We start from the raw sequence: 16,340 nt of genomic DNA, 5'->3' as shown, positions 1-16,340 counted from the left end.
TTGGTGCTCCAGCACCACGGCTGGCTGACGACGTAGGGGGTGCGGCTCGCGCTCTGCCGCGGCCGGCTGCCCGCCGCCCGGTTCGTGCGGCGGGCAGCCGGGATGCGCGATCCGCCTCTTCCTTATGGGACTTCGGCGGAGAGCATCTGCAGCCGCCGCATGGTTGCGGCGCCGAACTCCTCGGGGGTGGCCGCGGGGCGCGCGTCGGCGAGGTACGGCAGCAGGCCCTCCTCGGTCTGCCGGGCGATCCCGCTGCTCGTCAGATGGCCGACGACATCGCCGAGTTCACCCTCGTACTGCACGGCCCACACCAGGTACGCGTCCTTCACGAACGCCGCCGAGGCGAGCAGCGGGCCCTGCTCGGCACCGGTTCCTTCGAACACGGCGCCCTGCACCTTCTCGAAGACCTCGCCGATCTCGTCGTCGTGGCCCGCCTTGACGCGGTACACCCAGGCGGCGAGCTGCGCGGAGCGCTCGGCGCGGGCCTCCTGGAAGACGCACTGCATCAGCGCGTTCTGGAAGTACTCCCGGAACCCCGCCACCGTCTGGGTGTCCCGCGGGACCTGGAGGTACGGGGACAGCCTCCGCTCCGCCTCCTTGACGCCCTCCTGGGCACCCATGTGCGGGCCGATCTGCCGCAGATCGCCCTCGAACTGCACCACGCGGGTCATGAACTCGCCCTCGATGAAGAGGCCTGTCGAGACGTTGCGGCCGGCCGCGCGCCCCTGTTCGTCGCGGTACTCGGCGGAGTCGGCCCGCTTGAAGTTGCGCTCGGAGAAGATCTCCGCGATGTCGTCCTCGTGGCCCGTCCGGACCTTGTAGCTGATCGCGATGAAAGCCATGACGCTCCCTGTCCGCCGGTGGGCTTGTCCTTCCCGGATGGTCCAGGCAGCCGGTCCACGCGCCATCGGAAACAGCTGAAGAACACCCTTCAGTCGGTCTCCAGTGCCCTTGGACTTCCCCTTGCCAGTCTCTTGCCGACCGCAGTCGGACACCGAACGGGAGACAGCGCATGGAACACACCGACCGGACGCTCATCGTCGCCCGCATGGACCCGGCCGATGCCTCCGCCGTGGCGCAGATCTTCGCCGAGTCGGACGCGAGCGAACTGCCGCATCTCATCGGCGCGCGACGGCGGACCCTGTTCCGCTTCCACGACCTGTACTTCCACCTCGTGGAGTCGGACGCGGACATCAAGCCGGACCTGTACAAGGCCCGCGCCCACCCGCTGTACCAGGACATCCACGACAAGCTGGCCCAGTACATGCGCCCCTACGACCCCGCCTGGGCGGAGCCCAAGGACGCGATGGCCGAGCCGTTCTACGTCTGGCGGCGGGACTGAGCCGTGGACCTCGTACGCGTTCTTCTTCCCGTCGCGCTGCTGGGCAACGGCCTGGCCGCCGGGGGCCTGATGATCGCGGTGCTCGGCGGGGCGCCCCTGCTGCTCTCGCTGCCCACCGAACGGTACGTGCCCACACACCAGTTCATGGTGACGCGGTTCGACCCGTTCATGCCGGCGTGCATGCTCAGCGCCCTGCTGTGCGATCTCGTCCTGGCGGTCGCCGCGCCGACGGCCCACGCCACCGCGCTGTTCGTGGCCGCCGCGCTGCTGCTCGTCGGCGCGATCGTCGTCTCCCTGACGAAGAACGTGCCGATCAACCGGTGGATCGCGACGGTCGACCCGCAGGCGCTCCCCCCGAACTGGGAGCAGCTGGATCCGCGGGTGCGGTGGAGCAACTGGAACCGGGTGCGCACCGCCCTGGTGGTCGTCGCCCTCGCGGTCCTCGTGGTCGACACCGGGATCCTCCTCTGACCCCGTCCACGTCCCCCGGCTCCACTCCACTCCACTCCTCTCCTCTCCTCTCCTCTCCTCTCTCCTCGGACTCCCCCACCTCGTCCGACTCCCACCCACCTCCTCTGGCTCCCTTCCACGAAGCGCCAGAACAGCTCCGGAAAGGGCGGATTGCCCCATGAGTGTGGACAGCGCCATCGGCGGCCCTCCCGACCCGCGGTCCCTGCCCGCGCCGGTCCAGCTGATCCTGCTGACCAACGGCCGGCGCGTCAGCGAAGTGCTCTACGTCCTCGCGGAGCTGCGGATCGCCGACCATCTGGCGGACGGGCCGCTCGGCGTGGAGCAGCTGGCCGAGAAGACCGGCAGCCACGCCGACTCCCTGTACCGGCTGCTGCGGTGCGCCGCGTCGTTCGGGCTGCTCTGCGAGGAGAGCGGCCACCGGTTCGCGGAGACGGACCTCACGGTGGGTCTGCGCAGCGACATTCCGTTCAGCGTGCGGGACTTGGTGCTCTACAACGGATCGGACGCGGTGCGGCGGCCGTACGGGCAGATGCTGCACACGGTACGGACCGGCGCCCCGTCGTTCGAGCACGTCTACGGCCGGCCGTTCTTCGACTACCTCGGCGAGAATCCGGACGCCGGTGGCCTGTTCGACCGTGCGATGACGCAGATGAGCCGCTCCACCACCCATCTCTTCCTCGGGCAGTACGACTTCACTGGCTTCGCCCGGATCGCGGACATCGGCGGTGGGCACGGCTTCTTCCTCGGCGCCGTCCTGGAGAGCGCGCCGAAGGCCCGGGGCATCCTCCTCGACCGGCCGAGCGTCGTCTCCGCGGCCCGGGAACACCTGGCCGGGACGGGGGTCGCGGACCGCGTCGAGATCGTGCCGGGCGACTTCTTCGAGCCGTTGCCCACGGGCTGCGACCTCTACCTGCTCAAGCAGGTGCTGCACGACTGGGACGCGGAACACGCCGTACGGATCCTGCGCAACGTGCGTACCGCGCTCGGGGACGGCGGGGCGGGGCGGCTGCTCGTCCTGGACCACGTGCTCGCGCCGCCGAACCAGTGGGATCAGGGCAAGTTCCTCGACCTCGACATGATGCTCCGCTTCGGCGGGCGCGAGCGCACGCTGCCGGAGTGGCGGGAGCTCTTGGACGCCGCCGGATTCGAGCTGACCCATGAGCCCGCCCAGGGCCGGTGGACGGTCCTGGAGTGCCGGCCCGTGCGCTGAGCCGCACCCGCCTCGGCACCACCACTGAACGTGGCACCACCACTGCACGCGGCACCACCACTGATCGCGGCACCAGCACTCACCTCCGCACCACCACTCACCTCGGCTTCACCACACGAGAAAGGCATCACCATGGACGTCGATCTGACCGGAAAGCGGGCGCTCGTCACCGGCGGCACCCGCGGGATAGGCCGCGGCATCGTCCTGGCCCTGGCCCGGGCAGGCGCCTCGGTCGTGACCTGCTACCGCACCGAGAGCGAGTCGGTCGAGAGCCTGGTCAAGGAGCTTGCGGGCATCGGGGGCGACCATCACGTCGTCAAGGCCGACGTCAGCGACCCGCAGGACGTGGAGCGGCTGATGGCCACGGCGAAGCAGCGCCTCGGCGCGCTGGACGTCGTGGTCAACAACGCCGGCGTGATCAGCCACGTGCCGTTCGCCGAGCTGCCGTTGGACGAGTGGCGCCGGGTCCTCGACACCAACCTCACCGCGCCCTTCCTGGTGATCCAGAAGGCGCTTCCGCTTCTCTCTGAGGGCTCGTCGGTCATCACCGTCGGCTCGCGCGCCGCCGTCGTCGGCATCCCGCAGCGCGCCCACTACACCGCGTCGAAAGCCGGTCTGATCGGGCTGACGCGCTCGCTGATGAAGGAGCTCGGCCCGCAGGGCATCCGCGTCAATCTGGTCGCGCCCGGTGTCATCGAGACCGAGGAGTTCGAGAAGGCGTCGCCGGAGGAGCTGGAGCGGGTCCAGTCGCGCTACCGGGGCCTCACCGGCATGGGCAGGCTCGGCCGCCCGGACGAGATCGCGGGTGCGGTCCTCTTCCTGGCCAGCGACCTGTCCGGCTACGTCACGGGCGAGACGATCCACGTCGACGGGGGGATCTGAGCCATGGCATCCGAGCGCGGCACCTTCCGGGTCCTGCTCCGAGCGGAGATCAGGCCCGGCATGGCGGACGAGTGGGAGCGCACCTGGCTGGACATCGGGAACGTGGTCACCGGCCACCCCGCCAACCTCGGCCAGTGGCTGATGCGGAGCGACGAGGAGGAGCACGTCTACTACATCCTCAGCGAGTGGGTCTCCGAGCCCCGCTTCCGTGAGTTCGAGCAGAGCGACCAGCACCTCGAACACCGCAAGAAGCTGCACCCGTTCCGCTCCGGCGGGGCCATGTGGACCATGACGGTGGTGCACGCGCTCGAGAAGCCGGCGGCGGTGGCCCGGTGAGCGACCGGAGCGGCGAGGCTGCGGGTGCGGGCGACCGCATCCGCATCCTCCTCTACTGCCGGGCCCCCGCCGAGGGGCCGACGCCCGTCGAGGACGCGTACCACGAGATCAGCAAGACGCTGTACGGCACGCCCGGGCTGCTCGGGAACGAGCTCCTGCACTCGCTGATCGAGGACGACGCCTTCGTGGTGATGAGCGAGTGGGAGAGCGTCGAGGCCTTCCGCTCCTGGGACGAGGGCCCGGACCACAAGGACCAGACCGCCGGTCTGCGCCCCTACCAGGACACCACCCGCCGCCCGTGGGACATGTACGCGGTCCGGGCGTCCTACTGACGCCCGGCGCCCCCGCATGCACACCATCCATCCGCACCCAGGACCGGGGCGGAGCCGGCCGCTGGCCGTCGGCTCCGCCCCGGCCGCCACACGTTCACGGAGGCCTCATGACGCCGCACACGGGCCCGAGCCGACTGCTGCGAGGCATCAGGCGGGGCATGGCCGCCGTCTGGCGGTCCACCGTCGACGGCTTGACCGCGACGGGGGCGTTCTACGGCGCACTGCCTCCCGCCCAGCTGGCGGAGACGCTCGGCCACCCGCTGCTCCCGCACCGGCCGGAATGCGGACCCGCACCGTCCGACACCGGAATTCCGCCGCACGGGCCGTCCGACATCCCGCTCACCCCCGCCGAACGCCGGGCGTGGAACCAACTCGTCAAGCGGCTGTGAACATGTCTGCACCGGTCCCCGAATTGTTGAGGAGTCAGCCGCCCTTGCGATCCAGGAAATCGAACCCGTTGAATTGCGAATTCCGGTCAATTGACGGTCAGTCAACCGCCGGATACACACGGTCGATCCCGTACCAGCTCGTCGGTTCACTGTTCAATATGTCGTGCTGAACCCGTTGCATCTCCGGATTCGGTTCGAGACCGAGCTCCTCCTGGAGAACATGCCGGTAGCGGTGGAAGGTCTCCAGGGCTTCGCCGCGCCGCGAGGACAGATGCAACGCAATCATCAATCGGCTCTGGAACCACTCGTGCAAGGGATGGACCGCCGTCAGGGACTTGAGCTCGGACACGAGCTCGCGGTGCCGGCCGATCCTGAGGTCCGCGTCGATGCGCATCTCCAGGGCGTTCATGCGCTCCTCCTCCAGGTAGGCCGCGTGGCCTTCGAGGACCGGGCCGCTGTGCACGCCGCCGAAGACCGGGCCCTGCCACAGGGACAGGGCCCGGTGCAGCAGGTCGGAGGCCAGCTCGGGCCGGCCCTCCTCGAGCGCGCGCCGCCCCTGGCCCAGGAGGTTCCGGAACCGGACCAGGTCGACCTGCTCGGGATCCACCGTCAGCACATAGCCGGACGGGTCGGTGCGGGTGCGGATCATGCCCTCGCGGTCACGACCGTCGCACCCCAGGGACTTGCGTAATTGGTAGACGTACGTCTGCAGCGTCGCCATCGCGGTCGGCGGCGGGTTGCTCTGCCAGAGCTCCTCGGCCAGGGTCTCCACGAGAACCAGCTTGTTGGCGCGCAGCAGCAGAGTGGCCAGCACCCTGCGGAGTTTGGGGGCGCTGGGCGTGCAGTCCGCCTGACCGTCCATGGCCATGAGCGTGCCCAATACCGCGAACTCCATGATTCCCCCATGTGAATTTTTGATCCAGTTACGACACTGCGACACATCCGGCTTATGCGGAACGGATCAAGCCACTACGACAGGAGAGCTGGCAGGATTCGACTAATGCCGGACGATCCCCGATTTCCTTAACGTTGACGCGATCACAGGAACTACCAGGCGCGCCCTTCAGATTCGTGCAGAAAGGATAGCTGAATCGAAAACGACTGCTCAAGGATGATGTCGGGACAAAGGATGGATCTCAAGCAGGTCAGCCGGTAATTGCCATGGCGTTGACAGCCCGCCAGTCGAGGCGATGGCCTTCGAGCCACATGCGGGCGGCGGCCGTGAGGGCCGCTTCGCGGTCCGCGGCGGCCGGGCCCGGCTTCGCCGGAAGCAGCGCCACCGCCGCGCTGCGGCCGTCCGCCACCGCGGGATGGCGCAGGGCCAGCGTGGTCAACGCCTGCGAGGGGCCCGCCTCGACGAGCAGCACCTCGTGCTCGTCGAGCAGCAGGTCGAGCGCCGGTCCGAACAGCACCGGGTCGGACATCTGCCGGGCCCAGAACCGGGGCCGGGTCGCGTCCTTCGCCCCGACGCGGGCCGCGTTCGACGACGAGTACAGGGGCAGGGCGGGCGGAGCGAGGCGCACGTCCGCGAAGGCCGGTTCGAAGAGGTCCGCGGAGACGATCGCGTGCGGGGTGTGGAAGGGCTGCCTGATGCGGGTGCGGCGGGCGGTGTACCCGTCCGCGCGCAACGTCCGGTGCAGCGCGGCGAGTTCGGCCTCGGGCCCGCCGAGGACGGTCTGCCGCGGCCCGTTGACGACGGCCACGCCGATCGGCCCGACCGCGTACGGCGCGAGCTGGTCGGGGCTCGCCGCGACGGCGAGCAGCCCGCCGGCCACGACCGGCGCGTAGGTGCCCGAGCGCGCGGCCATCAGCCGCGCTCCGTCCTCGGCGGAGATGACGTCCGCGACGGTCGCGGCCGCGAGTTCCCCGACGCTGTGCCCAAGGAGCACGGTCGGCCGTGCCCCCCAGCTCGCCACCATCCGGGCCAGGGCGTGGCCCACCGCGTACAGCAGCGGCTGGCCAAGATCGCCCTCGTCGATGGAGACGCTCGGGGTGGCGGCGAGCCACTCATCGAGGAGCGGTTCGCCGCCGGCCGCCTCGTACGCGGTGAAGAAGTCGTCCATCGCCGCGGTGAAGACGGGATCCCGCCGGTACAACCCCGCGCCCATGCGGGGGTGCTGGGAGCCGTGGCCGGGAAACAGCAGGCCGACCGGTCTCGGCGGCCGCCCGTCGAGGCTGCGCGCCAGTGGCTGCTCGGACCGCAGCCGGCCGACGGCCTGTTCCTTGTCCGCGGCCACGACGGCGCCGCGGACCCGGTGGTGCGTGGTTCTGGCCCCGCCGAAGCGGCGTACGGTCGCCTCCGCGGTGTCACCGAACGTCTCCGGGTCCGACGTCTCCAGCCGCGTGGCCAGCTCCTGGCGGAGCACGGCCTCCCCGTGCTCGTCCGGTGCCGACCAGATGAACAAGCGGGGCTCCGAGAGCCCCGCGGCGTGCTCCGCCGGGCCGTCGCCTGGTGCCCCCGAACTGTCGCCCCGTGCCCCCGAACTGCTGCCGACATCCCTCATCCGGCGAGTTCCTTCCACTGGTTCCGCCAGGGGAGATTGATGGAAACATCCGTGTCTGGGATGCATCTAAAGACGGTCTCAGGGCCTCCGGGCGCCTTCGACCATGGCTTCGTCAAAACTCGCTGCTTCGTCACCACGCGCGGCTTCGTCACCACAGGCGGCCTCGTCGAAACGCGCGGCCCGCCGTTCGACGAACCCGCGGATGCTCGCCGCGATGGCGGCGAGCTCCGTGCCGGGGCCGAAGATCTCGTGCACTCCGGCGGCCCGCAGCGCCTCCGCGTCGTCCGAGGGCACGATGCCGCCGACCAGCACCATGACGTCGTCGAGGCCGAGGGCGCGCAGCCCGTCGAGGACGGGCGGCACCGTCACCAGATGGTTGCCGGAGAGGCTGGAGAGGCCCAGGACGTCGGCGTCCTCGGCCAGCACGGCCCGTACGATCTGGTCGGACGTCTGGTTGCCGACGTAGACGACCTCCATGCCTTCCTGCACCAGATAGCGGCTGACCACCATGGTGCCCCGGTAGTGCGAATCAAGGCCGGGCTTGGCCATCACCACGCGGATGCGGTCCACTTGCTCTCCTCGTTTCGTGGGGACGATGCCGCCGGACCGGCCGGGGCGGTGCGGTCCGGCGGCGGTCAGATGAGCGGCTGGCGCCAGCCGCCGTGCAGGGTCCTGAAGATCTCGCAGCACTCGCCGAGCGTCGCCCTGGCCCGCGCGGCGTCCAGCAGGTACGGCATGGTGTTGCGGCCGGACGTGACCGCCTCCTTGAGGGCGTCGAGGGCGGCGCGCACCTGGCCGGCGTCGCGGGTCGCGCGCGTCCGGGCCAGCTTCGCCTCCTGCGGCGCGAGCGTCGCCGGTGTCCGGAAGGGGTCGATGTGCAGCGGCTCCGGTGAGGCGAAGCTGTTGACGCCGACCACCGTCCTGCTGCCGTCCTCGACGGCAAGCTGCCGCTCGTAGGCGTGGGCGAGCAGGTGCTTGTGCACCCAGCCCTGTTCCACCGCGGCGACCAGACCGCCCAGGTCGTCGATCCGGCCGAGCAGCTCCCGCACCCGCTCCTCGACCGCGTCGGTGAGGCTCTCCACGTAGTGGCTGCCGGCCAGCGGGTCGGCCGTGCGGTCCACACCGGTCTCGTACCGGAGGATGTGCTGGGTGTGCAGCGCGGTGAGCGCCGCGCTCCGCGAGGGGATGGACAGCGCCTCGTCGTACGCGCTGACGTGCAGTGACTGCGCGCCGCCGAGCACCGCAGCCAGGGCGTGGTACGCGGCGCGGGTGATGTTGTTCAGGGGCTGCTGCGCGGTGAGCGCGGAGCCGGCGGTCTGTACGTGGTAGCGGAGCATGCGGCTGCGCGGCTCGGCGGCGCCCAGCCGGTCCGCGAAGACCGTGGCGTAGACGCGGCGCGCCGCACGGTACTTGGCGATCTCCTCGAAGAAGTCGTTGTCCGCGCTGAAGAACGCGGTGAGGCGGCTCGCGAAGGAGTCGACGGGGTGACCCCTGCGGACCATCTCCTCGGCGGTGGCGACGGCGTGCGCCACCACGAGGGCGACCTCCTGGACGGCGTCGGCGCCCGCTTCCCGGTAGTTGTAGCCGGTGTAGCTGACGGCGTTCCAGCGGGGGACGTGCCGCAGGCAGAACTCGACGACGTCGGTCGAGAGGCGGAAGGCGAAGGCCGGTTCCAGGACGCTCGGCGCGGTCAGGACCACCGTCTCCATCATGAAGTCGTTCTGCAGGGTGCCGCGCAGCTCCTCCCTGCGGTAGCCGCGCTCCTCGGCGGCCACCAGGTACATGGCGAGGACCGCTCCCGCGGCCACCGGGTGGGAGACGACGACGGAGACGCTGACCTCGTCGAGTGGAATGCCGTCGTACAGCGTGAGCATGTCCTCCACGCTGTCGACGGCGACCCCGCCCTGTCCGGCGTCGGCCCGGGCGATGGGCGCGTCGCTGTCGTAGCCGCGGTTGGTGGGGAAGTCGAAGACCGTGTTGACGGCCGTGGCCCCGTGCTCCAGGAGCAGCCGCAGCCGGTCGTTGGTGTCCTCCGGCCGCCCGAACCCGGCCAGTTGGCGCACGGCCCACGACCGCTCCCGGTACATCAGCGGACGTACCCCGCGGGTGAAGGGCGGCTCGCCCGGCAGCTCCCCGGGGACGGACCGCTCTCGTCGCCCCGTGTAGACCGCGTCCACCGGGATGCCGGAGTCGGTGCTCTGCTCGCGCGGGCCTTCGCTCATGGCATCCGCACCACCTGGGCGGCGTAGGTGAGTCCCGCGCCGAAGCCCATGAGCAGGGCGATGTCGCCGCTGTCGGCCTGGCCGCCGGTGAGCATGTGCTCCATCGCCAGCGGGATCGACGCCGAGCTGGTGTTGCCCGCGGTGACGATGTCGTCGGCCACCGCGACCCGGGCGGGCAGCCCCAGCTCGTGGGCGAGGACCTCGGTGATGCGCATGTTGGCCTGATGCGGGATGAAGACGTCGAGGTCCGCCACGGAGACGCCGGCCGCGCTCATCGCGTCCCGCGCGACGGACACCATGGCCTCGACCGCCCAGCGGAAGACCCGGCGGCCGTCCATCCTCATCACCGGGGCGGGGCCCGCCGGGTCGTGCCGGTAGTCGCCCCAGGACCGCGTCATCACGACCGCTTCGAGCTGGTCGGTGTCGGCGCCCCAGACGACCGGCCCGACGCCGGGCTCCTCGGACGGGCCGAGTACGGCGGCGCCGGCGCCGTCGGCGAGCAGGAACGCGATCTGCCGGTCCGTCGGGTCCACCAGGTCGGTGAGCCGCTCGGTGCCGACGACGAGGACGTGGTCCACCTCCCCGCTGCGGATCATGGCGGACGCGGTGCCCACTCCGTAGCAGAAGCCCGCGCAGGCGGCGTTCAGGTCGAAGGTGCCGGCGTTCACCGCGCCCACCCTGCCCGCGATCTCCACGGAGACCGCGGGCAGGGACACCAGGTTGGTCGTGGTGGCCACGATGACGCAGTCGATGTCGAGCAGATCGACGCCGGAGGCGGCGATGGCCTTCTCGGCGGCCGCCGCGCCCATCACCGCGTGCGTCTCTTCGGGAGTCGCGAAGTGCCTGCGGCGGATGCCCGAGCGGGTCTCGATCCACTCCTCGGTGGAGTCGATGGACCGGCAGATCTCGCTGTTGTCCACGCTCCGCTGCGGTCGGTAGCCCCCGACCCCGATGATGCGGCCGAAGCGTGGCTCCTGGCGGCAACTGGCTCGCAACACGCCTTCTCCTCTCCCTCGGTGACACCGGTGACACCGGTGAGCCGATGGTCGCCTCCCTCGGTGAACCGGTGAGCCGATGGTCGCCGCCGCGGCTCTACGAGATATCGAGCACGGCTGAAGTTCAGGCGGGTCCTAGAGGCCCACCAGGCGGGATTGCCAGGGTGGCTGCGCTTGCCGCGCAAGGAGGCGAACGGCTTGCCGCGCAGAGGAGGCGAACGACGTGAGCACCTTCTTCACCCACGGGCTGAGCGTGGTGGTGCTGTTGGGCAGCGGCATCGTGTCCGGGGTCTTCTTCGCCGTGGCCGTCAGCGTCATCCCCATGGCCATGGAGCTGCCGGTGGACCGCTATGTGGAGGTGCACAAACTCCTCGGGCGCAACTACGACCCCATGATGCCGATCATCGTCATCACGTCGATCGTCGCGGACCTGGTCCTGGCCGGACTGGTGGACGGGCTCTGGATCCGGGCCCTCTTCGCCCTGTCCGGGGTGCTCCTGGTGGGCGTGTCCGTGGTGTCCCGGGCCTGCAACGTCCCGATCAACAGACAGGTCGCCCTGGTCGACGCCGGCACCATTCCGGCGGGCTGGCAGGATCCGCGGCCGCTGTGGCGCGGCTGGCACCACCTGCGGACGGCGATGGCGCTGCTGGGGCTGACGCTCAACGCGATCGCGGTGGCCTGGGTCGCCGTGTGAACGGGCCGTCGTCCCGTGAATCCGGCCGCCGCCGTGTGAACCAGCCATCGCCGTGTGAACCAGCCGAGGAGCATCGACATGACGAACCGACAGCGTCCCAGCCCTCTGCCCGCCCACCGCTACCGGCCCGTCGCCCCGGTGGACCTCCCGGACCGCACCTGGCCGCAGGCGACCCCTGTCACCGCGCCGCGCTGGCTGTCGACCGATCTGCGGGACGGCAACCAGGCGTTGATCGACCCGATGAGCCCGGACCGCAAACGCAGGATGTTCGACCTGCTGGTCGCGCTGGGCTACAAGGAGATCGAGGTGGGCTTCCCGGCCGCGAGCCGGGCCGACTTCGACTTCGTGCGCGGCATCGTCGAGGAGGGCGCCGTCCCCGACGACGTGACCGTCTCCGTCCTCACGCAGGCCCGCGAGGAGCTCATCGCCCGCACCGTGGAGTCCGTGGCCGGCGCCCACCGGGCGACCGTGCACCTCTACAACGCGACCGCCCCGCTCTTCCGGGAGGTCGTCTTCGGCGTGGACCGCGCGGGCTGCCGGTCCATCGCCGTGGACGGCACCCGGCAGGTCCTCGCGTACGCGGGCAAGATCCTGGGTCCGGAGACGGAGCTCGGGTTCGAGTACTCGCCGGAGCTGTTCACCGACACCGAGCTGGACTTCGCCCTCGACGTCTGCGAGGCGGTGATGGACGTGTGGCAGCCGGAGAGCGGCCGGGAGATCGTCCTCAACCTGCCCGCGACGGTGGAGCGCGCCACTCCCAACGTCTACGCCGACCAGGTCGAGTGGATGAGCCGGAACCTGTCCCGGCGGGACGCCGTCTGTCTGTCCGTGCATCCGCACAACGACCGCGGCACCGCGGTCGCCGCGGCCGAACTCGCCGTCCTGGCGGGCGCGGACCGGGTCGAGGGCTGTCTCTTCGGCCAGGGCGAACGGACCGGCAACGTCGATCTCGTGACGCTGGCCCTCAACCTCTTCAGCCACGGCATCGACCCGCGGATCGACTTCTCCCGGATCGACGAGGTCCGCCGTGTCGCCGAGGAGTGCACCGGCCTCCCGGTCCCGGCGCGCCACCCGTACGCGGGCGACCTTGTGTACACGTCGTTCTCCGGCTCGCACCAGGACGCGATCGCCAAGGGCTTCGCGGCCCTCGACCGCAGGGCGGCGGAGCGGGGCGTACCGGTCGGCGACGTCCCGTGGGCGGTGCCGTACCTGCCGATCGACCCCAAGGACGTGGGCCGCAGCTACGAGGCGGTCATCCGCGTCAACAGCCAGTCCGGCAAGGGCGGTGTGGCCCATGTCCTCAGGAGCGAGTACCGCCTGGAGCTGCCCCGGCGCCTGCAGATCGAGTTCTCCCGGGTGATCCAGTCGTACACCGACACCTGGGGCGGCGAGGTCGCCCCCGCCGCCCTCTGGGCGGCCTTCACCGCGGAGTACCTGCCCGGGCCCGCCACGGGCGCCCGGGGCCTGGAACTCCTCTCCTACGGGCTGTCGACGGCCGAGGACGGCCGGACCCGCCTCACCGCGCGCGTCCGGGTCGACGGCGCGGCAGGGGTGCTGTCCGGCGTCGGCAGCGGTCCCGTCGACGCGTTCGCGGACGCGCTCGCCGCGGCGGGGCTGCGGCTGCGGGTCCTGGACTACGTGGAGCACGCGATGGCGTCCGGCGGTGACGCCCGGGCCGCCGCGTACGTGGAGTGCGAGGCGGGTGACAGCACCGTCTGGGGCGTCGGGATCGACGGGGACATCGTCCGCGCCTCCCTGGCGGCCATGGTCAGCGCGGCCCGGCGCGCCTACCGCTGACCACGGGTACGACCCGGCGCGCGTACCGCTGACCCGCGTACCACCCGACGCGCCTACCGCTGCCCCGGGTATCACCCGCCCTCGCGGCCGCACCCCGCACCCAGCCGGGGCCGCGGCCTGGGCACCGACCGAAGGGAACCGACGTGATCGACACGAGCCCGCCCGACCTGGCCCGAGAGGCGGCCCCGGTGCAGCTCCTTGACCCCGCGGGCCGCAGGGTCGAGCACCCGGACTGGAGCCTCGGCCTCTCCCCCGACGAGTACCGCGCCCTGTACCGGGACATGGTCCTGCTCCGGCGCTTCGACGCGGAGGCCACGGCCTTGCAGCGCCAGGGCGAGCTGGGCCTGTGGGCCTCGCTGCGGGGGCAGGAGGCCGCCCAGATCGGTGCGGGACGCGCCCTGGACCTGGGGGACTTCGTCTTCTCCAGCTACCGCGAACACGGCATCGCCTGGTGCCGCGGGATCGACCCGGTCGGCATGCTCGCGTTCTGGCGCGGCACGGCCCACGGCTGCTGGGACCCGTACCAGGCGGGCATGGCCAACTACCAGGTGGTCGTGGGCGGGCACGCCCTGCACGGCGTCGGCTACGCCATGGGCGTCCAGCGGGACGGGGCGGACGGCGCGGTCCTGGTCTGCTTCGGCGACGGGGCGACCAGCCAGGGCGACGTGCACGAGGCGTTCACCTTCGCCGGGGTCTACGGCAGTCCCGTCGTCTTCTACTGCCAGAACAACCAGTGGGCCATCTCCGAGCCCCTGGAGCGCCAGACGCGGGTGCCGCTGTACCGGCGGGCGCTCGGCTTCGGCTTCCCCGGCATCCGGGTGGACGGCAATGACGTGCTCGCGTGCCTGGCCGTGACGCGCGGCGCCCTCGACCACGCGCGCTCGGGAGCGGGCCCGGTCCTGATCGAGGCGGTCACCTACCGCATGGCGCCGCACACCACGTCGGACGACGCGCACCGCTACCGCTCGCCCGGCGAGGTGGCGGAGTGGGAGGCCCGCGACCCCATCGCCCGGTTGCGGACCTACCTCGACGCCTCGAAGACGGCCGACGCCGCGTTCTTCGACGAGGTCGACGCCGCGGCCGACGCCCTCGCCGTCCGGGTGCGCGCCGGCTGCCGGGCCATGCCCGATCCGCCCGCGACCGTCATCTTCGACCACGTCTACGCCGGCCCCCACGCACTCGTGGCGGCCGAGCGCGAGCAGTTCACCGCGTTCCAGGCCCAGTTCGACGACGCGCCGTGAGGCGACCGGAGGCCACCATGGCAGCGACGACCCTGGCCCAGGCCCTCAACCTCGGTCTGCGCACCGCGCTGGAGAACGACCCCAAGGTCCTGATCATGGGAGAGGACGTGGGGCGGCTCGGCGGTGTCTTCCGGGTCACCGACGGCCTGCACAAGGACTTCGGCGAGGACCGTGTCGTCGACACCCCGCTCGCCGAGTCCGGCATCATCGGCACCGCCGTCGGCCTGGCCTTCCGCGGCTACCGCCCGGTGTGCGAGATCCAGTTCGACGGTTTCGTCTACCCGGCCTACGACCAGATCGTCTCCCAGCTCGCCAAGGTCCGTACCCGGACCCGCGGCCGGGTGGCGATGCCGGTGGTCGTGCGCATCCCGTTCGGCGGCGGCATCGGTGCCGTGGAGCACCACAGCGAGTCCCCGGAGGCGTACTTCGCGCACACCGCGGGGCTGCGGGTGGTCTCCTGCGCGTCGCCTGCGGACGCGTACTGGATGATCCAGCAGGCGATCGCGTGCGACGACCCGGTGATCTTCTTCGAGCCGAAGCGCCGGTACTGGGACAAGGGCGAGGTCGATCCGCACGGCGGGGCTCCGCTGCCGCTCGGCTCGGCGCGCGTGGTCCGCCCCGGCGCCGACGTCACCCTGGTCGGCTACGGGCCCACGGTGCGCCTCTGCCTGGACGCGGCCTCCGCCGCGCGGGACGAGGGGCACAGCGTGGAGGTGATCGACCTGCGCTCGCTGTCCCCGCTGGACACGGAGACGGTCGGCGCGTCGGTGGCCAGGACCGGACGGCTGGTCGTGGTGCACGAGGCCCCGGGCTTCCTGGGCCTCGGTGCGGAGCTCGCGGCGCGGATCAGCGAGCAGTGCTTCCACGCGCTCCAGGCGCCGCCGCTGCGGGTCACCGGGTACGACACGCCGTACCCGCCGTCGCGGCTCGAGGACGCGTATCTGCCCGAGCTGGAGCGGGTGTTGGACGCGGTGGACCGCGCGCTCAGGTACTGAGGGAACGGTGCGGGCCGCGCCCCCCGAAGGGCGGCGCGGCCCGCTGCCATGAGCGCCTGCGCCCGTCAGGGCGCCTGCGGCGCCAGCGCCGCCGGTACGTCCCGCCAGACCTCGCCCGCCAGGCGCTGGTAGTCGGCCCGCCACCCGGCCAGCTGCCGCCCCATCTGCTCCTGGAACTTCGGGGGCAGCGCGGCGATCACCGCATCGGTGACGGCCGCGTCGACGCCCTCGTCCGTCCAGGCGGAGACCAGCCAGGTCGGCGGCCGGTACGCCACCGGGGCACCGCCGTCGCCCTGTGGCGCGCCTTCGTCGCCCTGCGGTCCGCCGCCCCCCTTGCCCCCGCCCAGTTCCTCCGGGCGGACCCGGTCGACCAGGACCGGGACGAGGTGTCGCTCCTCCTCGGCGAGGTGCGCGTCCAGATGTGACTCCAGGCGCCCGGTCGCCGCGCGGGCCGCCGCGATCGCGTCCGCCGCGGGCAGGCGCTCCATCTGCGCGGTGATCCCGGCCAGTTCACGGTCGAGAACGGCGTGGTCCGCCTCGATCTCCGCCAGGACGGAGGACAGGCTGCCGTCCCGCGACGCCACCAGCGGGAAGAGGCTGTCGTCCTCGTTCTCGCTGTGGTCGGTGAGGACCCAGTGGTACAGCCGCCAGTGCTCGGCGAGGCGTGCGGCCTGCTCGGTGTCCTGCGGCTTGAGCGCGGCAAGGGCGTGCGGGAAGCGGGCGGCGTCGCGCCGCAGCGCATGGTGGATCATCAGGAAGGAGGTCGCCGCGGTGATCTTCCCTTCGGCGTCCAGTGCGAACCCTGCGGACATCGATGACTCCTTGCGACGGGTCGGTGCGGGCCGCGACCGGGCTCTGCCGCGTCGGTCGCGGACGTTCTGGCCACATGCCGACCCCGGTCCCGCGCGACACGCGGGACCGGGGTGCGGA

Annotated in this window: 18 protein-coding genes; 11 read left to right on the top strand and 7 right to left on the bottom strand. The window is 71.5% G+C overall.

The features are described 5' to 3' along the window. Nucleotides 1-122 precede the first annotated feature (122 nt). Nucleotides 123-842, bottom strand: a complete 720-nt coding sequence (locus ACFWZ5_RS03250) for a SchA/CurD-like domain-containing protein (protein WP_384801628.1) — start codon at nt 840-842, stop codon at nt 123-125. A gap of 170 nt (nt 843-1,012) precedes the next feature. Between ACFWZ5_RS03250 and ACFWZ5_RS03245 the strand changes: the two genes are divergently transcribed. From ACFWZ5_RS03245 to ACFWZ5_RS03215, 7 genes are all read left to right on the top strand, one after another. Continuing rightward, complete coding sequence (locus tag ACFWZ5_RS03245; RefSeq protein ID WP_384801625.1) at nt 1,013-1,342, top strand: TcmI family type II polyketide cyclase; 330 nt, start codon at nt 1,013-1,015, stop codon at nt 1,340-1,342. Between the two features lie 3 nt (nt 1,343-1,345). Beyond that, entirely contained in the window at nt 1,346-1,813 is a 468-nt protein-coding gene (locus ACFWZ5_RS03240; protein WP_384801623.1) for an anthrone oxygenase family protein, read from the top strand. A gap of 157 nt (nt 1,814-1,970) precedes the next feature. Beyond that, nucleotides 1,971-3,023 (top strand): methyltransferase, encoded by a 1,053-nt coding sequence (locus tag ACFWZ5_RS03235; protein WP_384801620.1) that lies wholly within the window; start codon nt 1,971-1,973, stop codon nt 3,021-3,023. Nucleotides 3,024-3,155: 132 nt separating this feature from the next. After that, a complete protein-coding gene (locus ACFWZ5_RS03230) occupies nt 3,156-3,905 on the top strand; it encodes an SDR family NAD(P)-dependent oxidoreductase (RefSeq protein ID WP_384801618.1) in 750 nt (249 codons plus the stop codon). A gap of 3 nt (nt 3,906-3,908) precedes the next feature. Next, on the top strand, nt 3,909-4,241 hold the full coding sequence (locus tag ACFWZ5_RS03225; RefSeq protein ID WP_384801615.1) for an antibiotic biosynthesis monooxygenase family protein: 333 nt from the start codon (nt 3,909-3,911) through the stop codon (nt 4,239-4,241). Beyond that, entirely contained in the window at nt 4,238-4,573 is a 336-nt protein-coding gene (locus ACFWZ5_RS03220; protein ID WP_384801612.1) for an antibiotic biosynthesis monooxygenase family protein, read from the top strand. The genes ACFWZ5_RS03225 and ACFWZ5_RS03220 overlap by 4 nt, the downstream gene beginning before the upstream one ends. Nucleotides 4,574-4,680: 107 nt before the next feature. Continuing rightward, nucleotides 4,681-4,962 (top strand): hypothetical protein, encoded by a 282-nt coding sequence (locus ACFWZ5_RS03215; protein WP_384801609.1) that lies wholly within the window; start codon nt 4,681-4,683, stop codon nt 4,960-4,962. A gap of 97 nt (nt 4,963-5,059) precedes the next feature. Here ACFWZ5_RS03215 and ACFWZ5_RS03210 read toward each other — a convergent pair whose 3' ends face one another. The 5 genes from ACFWZ5_RS03210 to ACFWZ5_RS03190 form a co-directional block, all read right to left on the bottom strand. Beyond that, the gene (locus ACFWZ5_RS03210; protein WP_384801607.1) at nt 5,060-5,857 is read right to left on the bottom strand and encodes a BTAD domain-containing putative transcriptional regulator; all 798 of its coding nucleotides are present in this window, start codon (nt 5,855-5,857) and stop codon (nt 5,060-5,062) included. Between the two features lie 250 nt (nt 5,858-6,107). Continuing rightward, nucleotides 6,108-7,466, bottom strand: a complete 1,359-nt coding sequence (locus ACFWZ5_RS03205; RefSeq protein ID WP_384801605.1) for an acyltransferase domain-containing protein — start codon at nt 7,464-7,466, stop codon at nt 6,108-6,110. Nucleotides 7,467-7,544: 78 nt separating this feature from the next. Beyond that, on the bottom strand, nt 7,545-8,036 hold the full coding sequence (locus ACFWZ5_RS03200; protein WP_384801602.1) for a cobalamin B12-binding domain-containing protein: 492 nt from the start codon (nt 8,034-8,036) through the stop codon (nt 7,545-7,547). Nucleotides 8,037-8,101: 65 nt separating this feature from the next. Beyond that, nucleotides 8,102-9,688, bottom strand: a complete 1,587-nt coding sequence (locus ACFWZ5_RS03195; RefSeq protein WP_384801599.1) for a methylmalonyl-CoA mutase — start codon at nt 9,686-9,688, stop codon at nt 8,102-8,104. Continuing rightward, nucleotides 9,685-10,686, bottom strand: coding sequence for a beta-ketoacyl-ACP synthase III (locus ACFWZ5_RS03190; protein WP_384801596.1), 1,002 nt, complete (start codon nt 10,684-10,686; stop codon nt 9,685-9,687). The genes ACFWZ5_RS03195 and ACFWZ5_RS03190 overlap by 4 nt, the downstream gene beginning before the upstream one ends. 220 nt (nt 10,687-10,906) lie before the next feature. Here ACFWZ5_RS03190 and ACFWZ5_RS03185 point away from each other — a divergent pair, with 220 nt between their 5' ends. From ACFWZ5_RS03185 to ACFWZ5_RS03170, 4 genes are all read left to right on the top strand, one after another. Next, complete coding sequence (locus ACFWZ5_RS03185) at nt 10,907-11,377, top strand: anthrone oxygenase family protein (RefSeq protein WP_384801593.1); 471 nt, start codon at nt 10,907-10,909, stop codon at nt 11,375-11,377. Nucleotides 11,378-11,455: 78 nt separating this feature from the next. Next, a complete protein-coding gene (gene leuA / locus ACFWZ5_RS03180) occupies nt 11,456-13,174 on the top strand; it encodes a 2-isopropylmalate synthase (protein ID WP_384801590.1) in 1,719 nt (572 codons plus the stop codon). Between the two features lie 59 nt (nt 13,175-13,233). Next, a complete protein-coding gene (gene pdhA, locus ACFWZ5_RS03175) occupies nt 13,234-14,415 on the top strand; it encodes a pyruvate dehydrogenase (acetyl-transferring) E1 component subunit alpha (RefSeq protein WP_384801631.1) in 1,182 nt (393 codons plus the stop codon). A 17-nt stretch (nt 14,416-14,432) separates the two neighbouring features. Beyond that, nucleotides 14,433-15,410, top strand: coding sequence for an alpha-ketoacid dehydrogenase subunit beta (locus ACFWZ5_RS03170; protein WP_384801587.1), 978 nt, complete (start codon nt 14,433-14,435; stop codon nt 15,408-15,410). 65 nt (nt 15,411-15,475) lie between these two features. On the opposite strand, the gene ACFWZ5_RS03165 is transcribed toward ACFWZ5_RS03170, so the two are convergent. Further along, nucleotides 15,476-16,222, bottom strand: coding sequence for a hemerythrin domain-containing protein (locus ACFWZ5_RS03165; RefSeq protein ID WP_384801713.1), 747 nt, complete (start codon nt 16,220-16,222; stop codon nt 15,476-15,478). Between the last annotated feature and the right edge of the window lie 118 nt (nt 16,223-16,340).

The organism is Streptomyces sp. NPDC059003 (genome assembly GCF_042740445.1).
Classification (GTDB): Bacteria; Actinomycetota; Actinomycetes; order Streptomycetales; family Streptomycetaceae; genus Streptomyces.
Note: the sequence above shows the minus strand (reverse complement) of the source record. Positions and strands in the feature narration are given on the sequence as shown.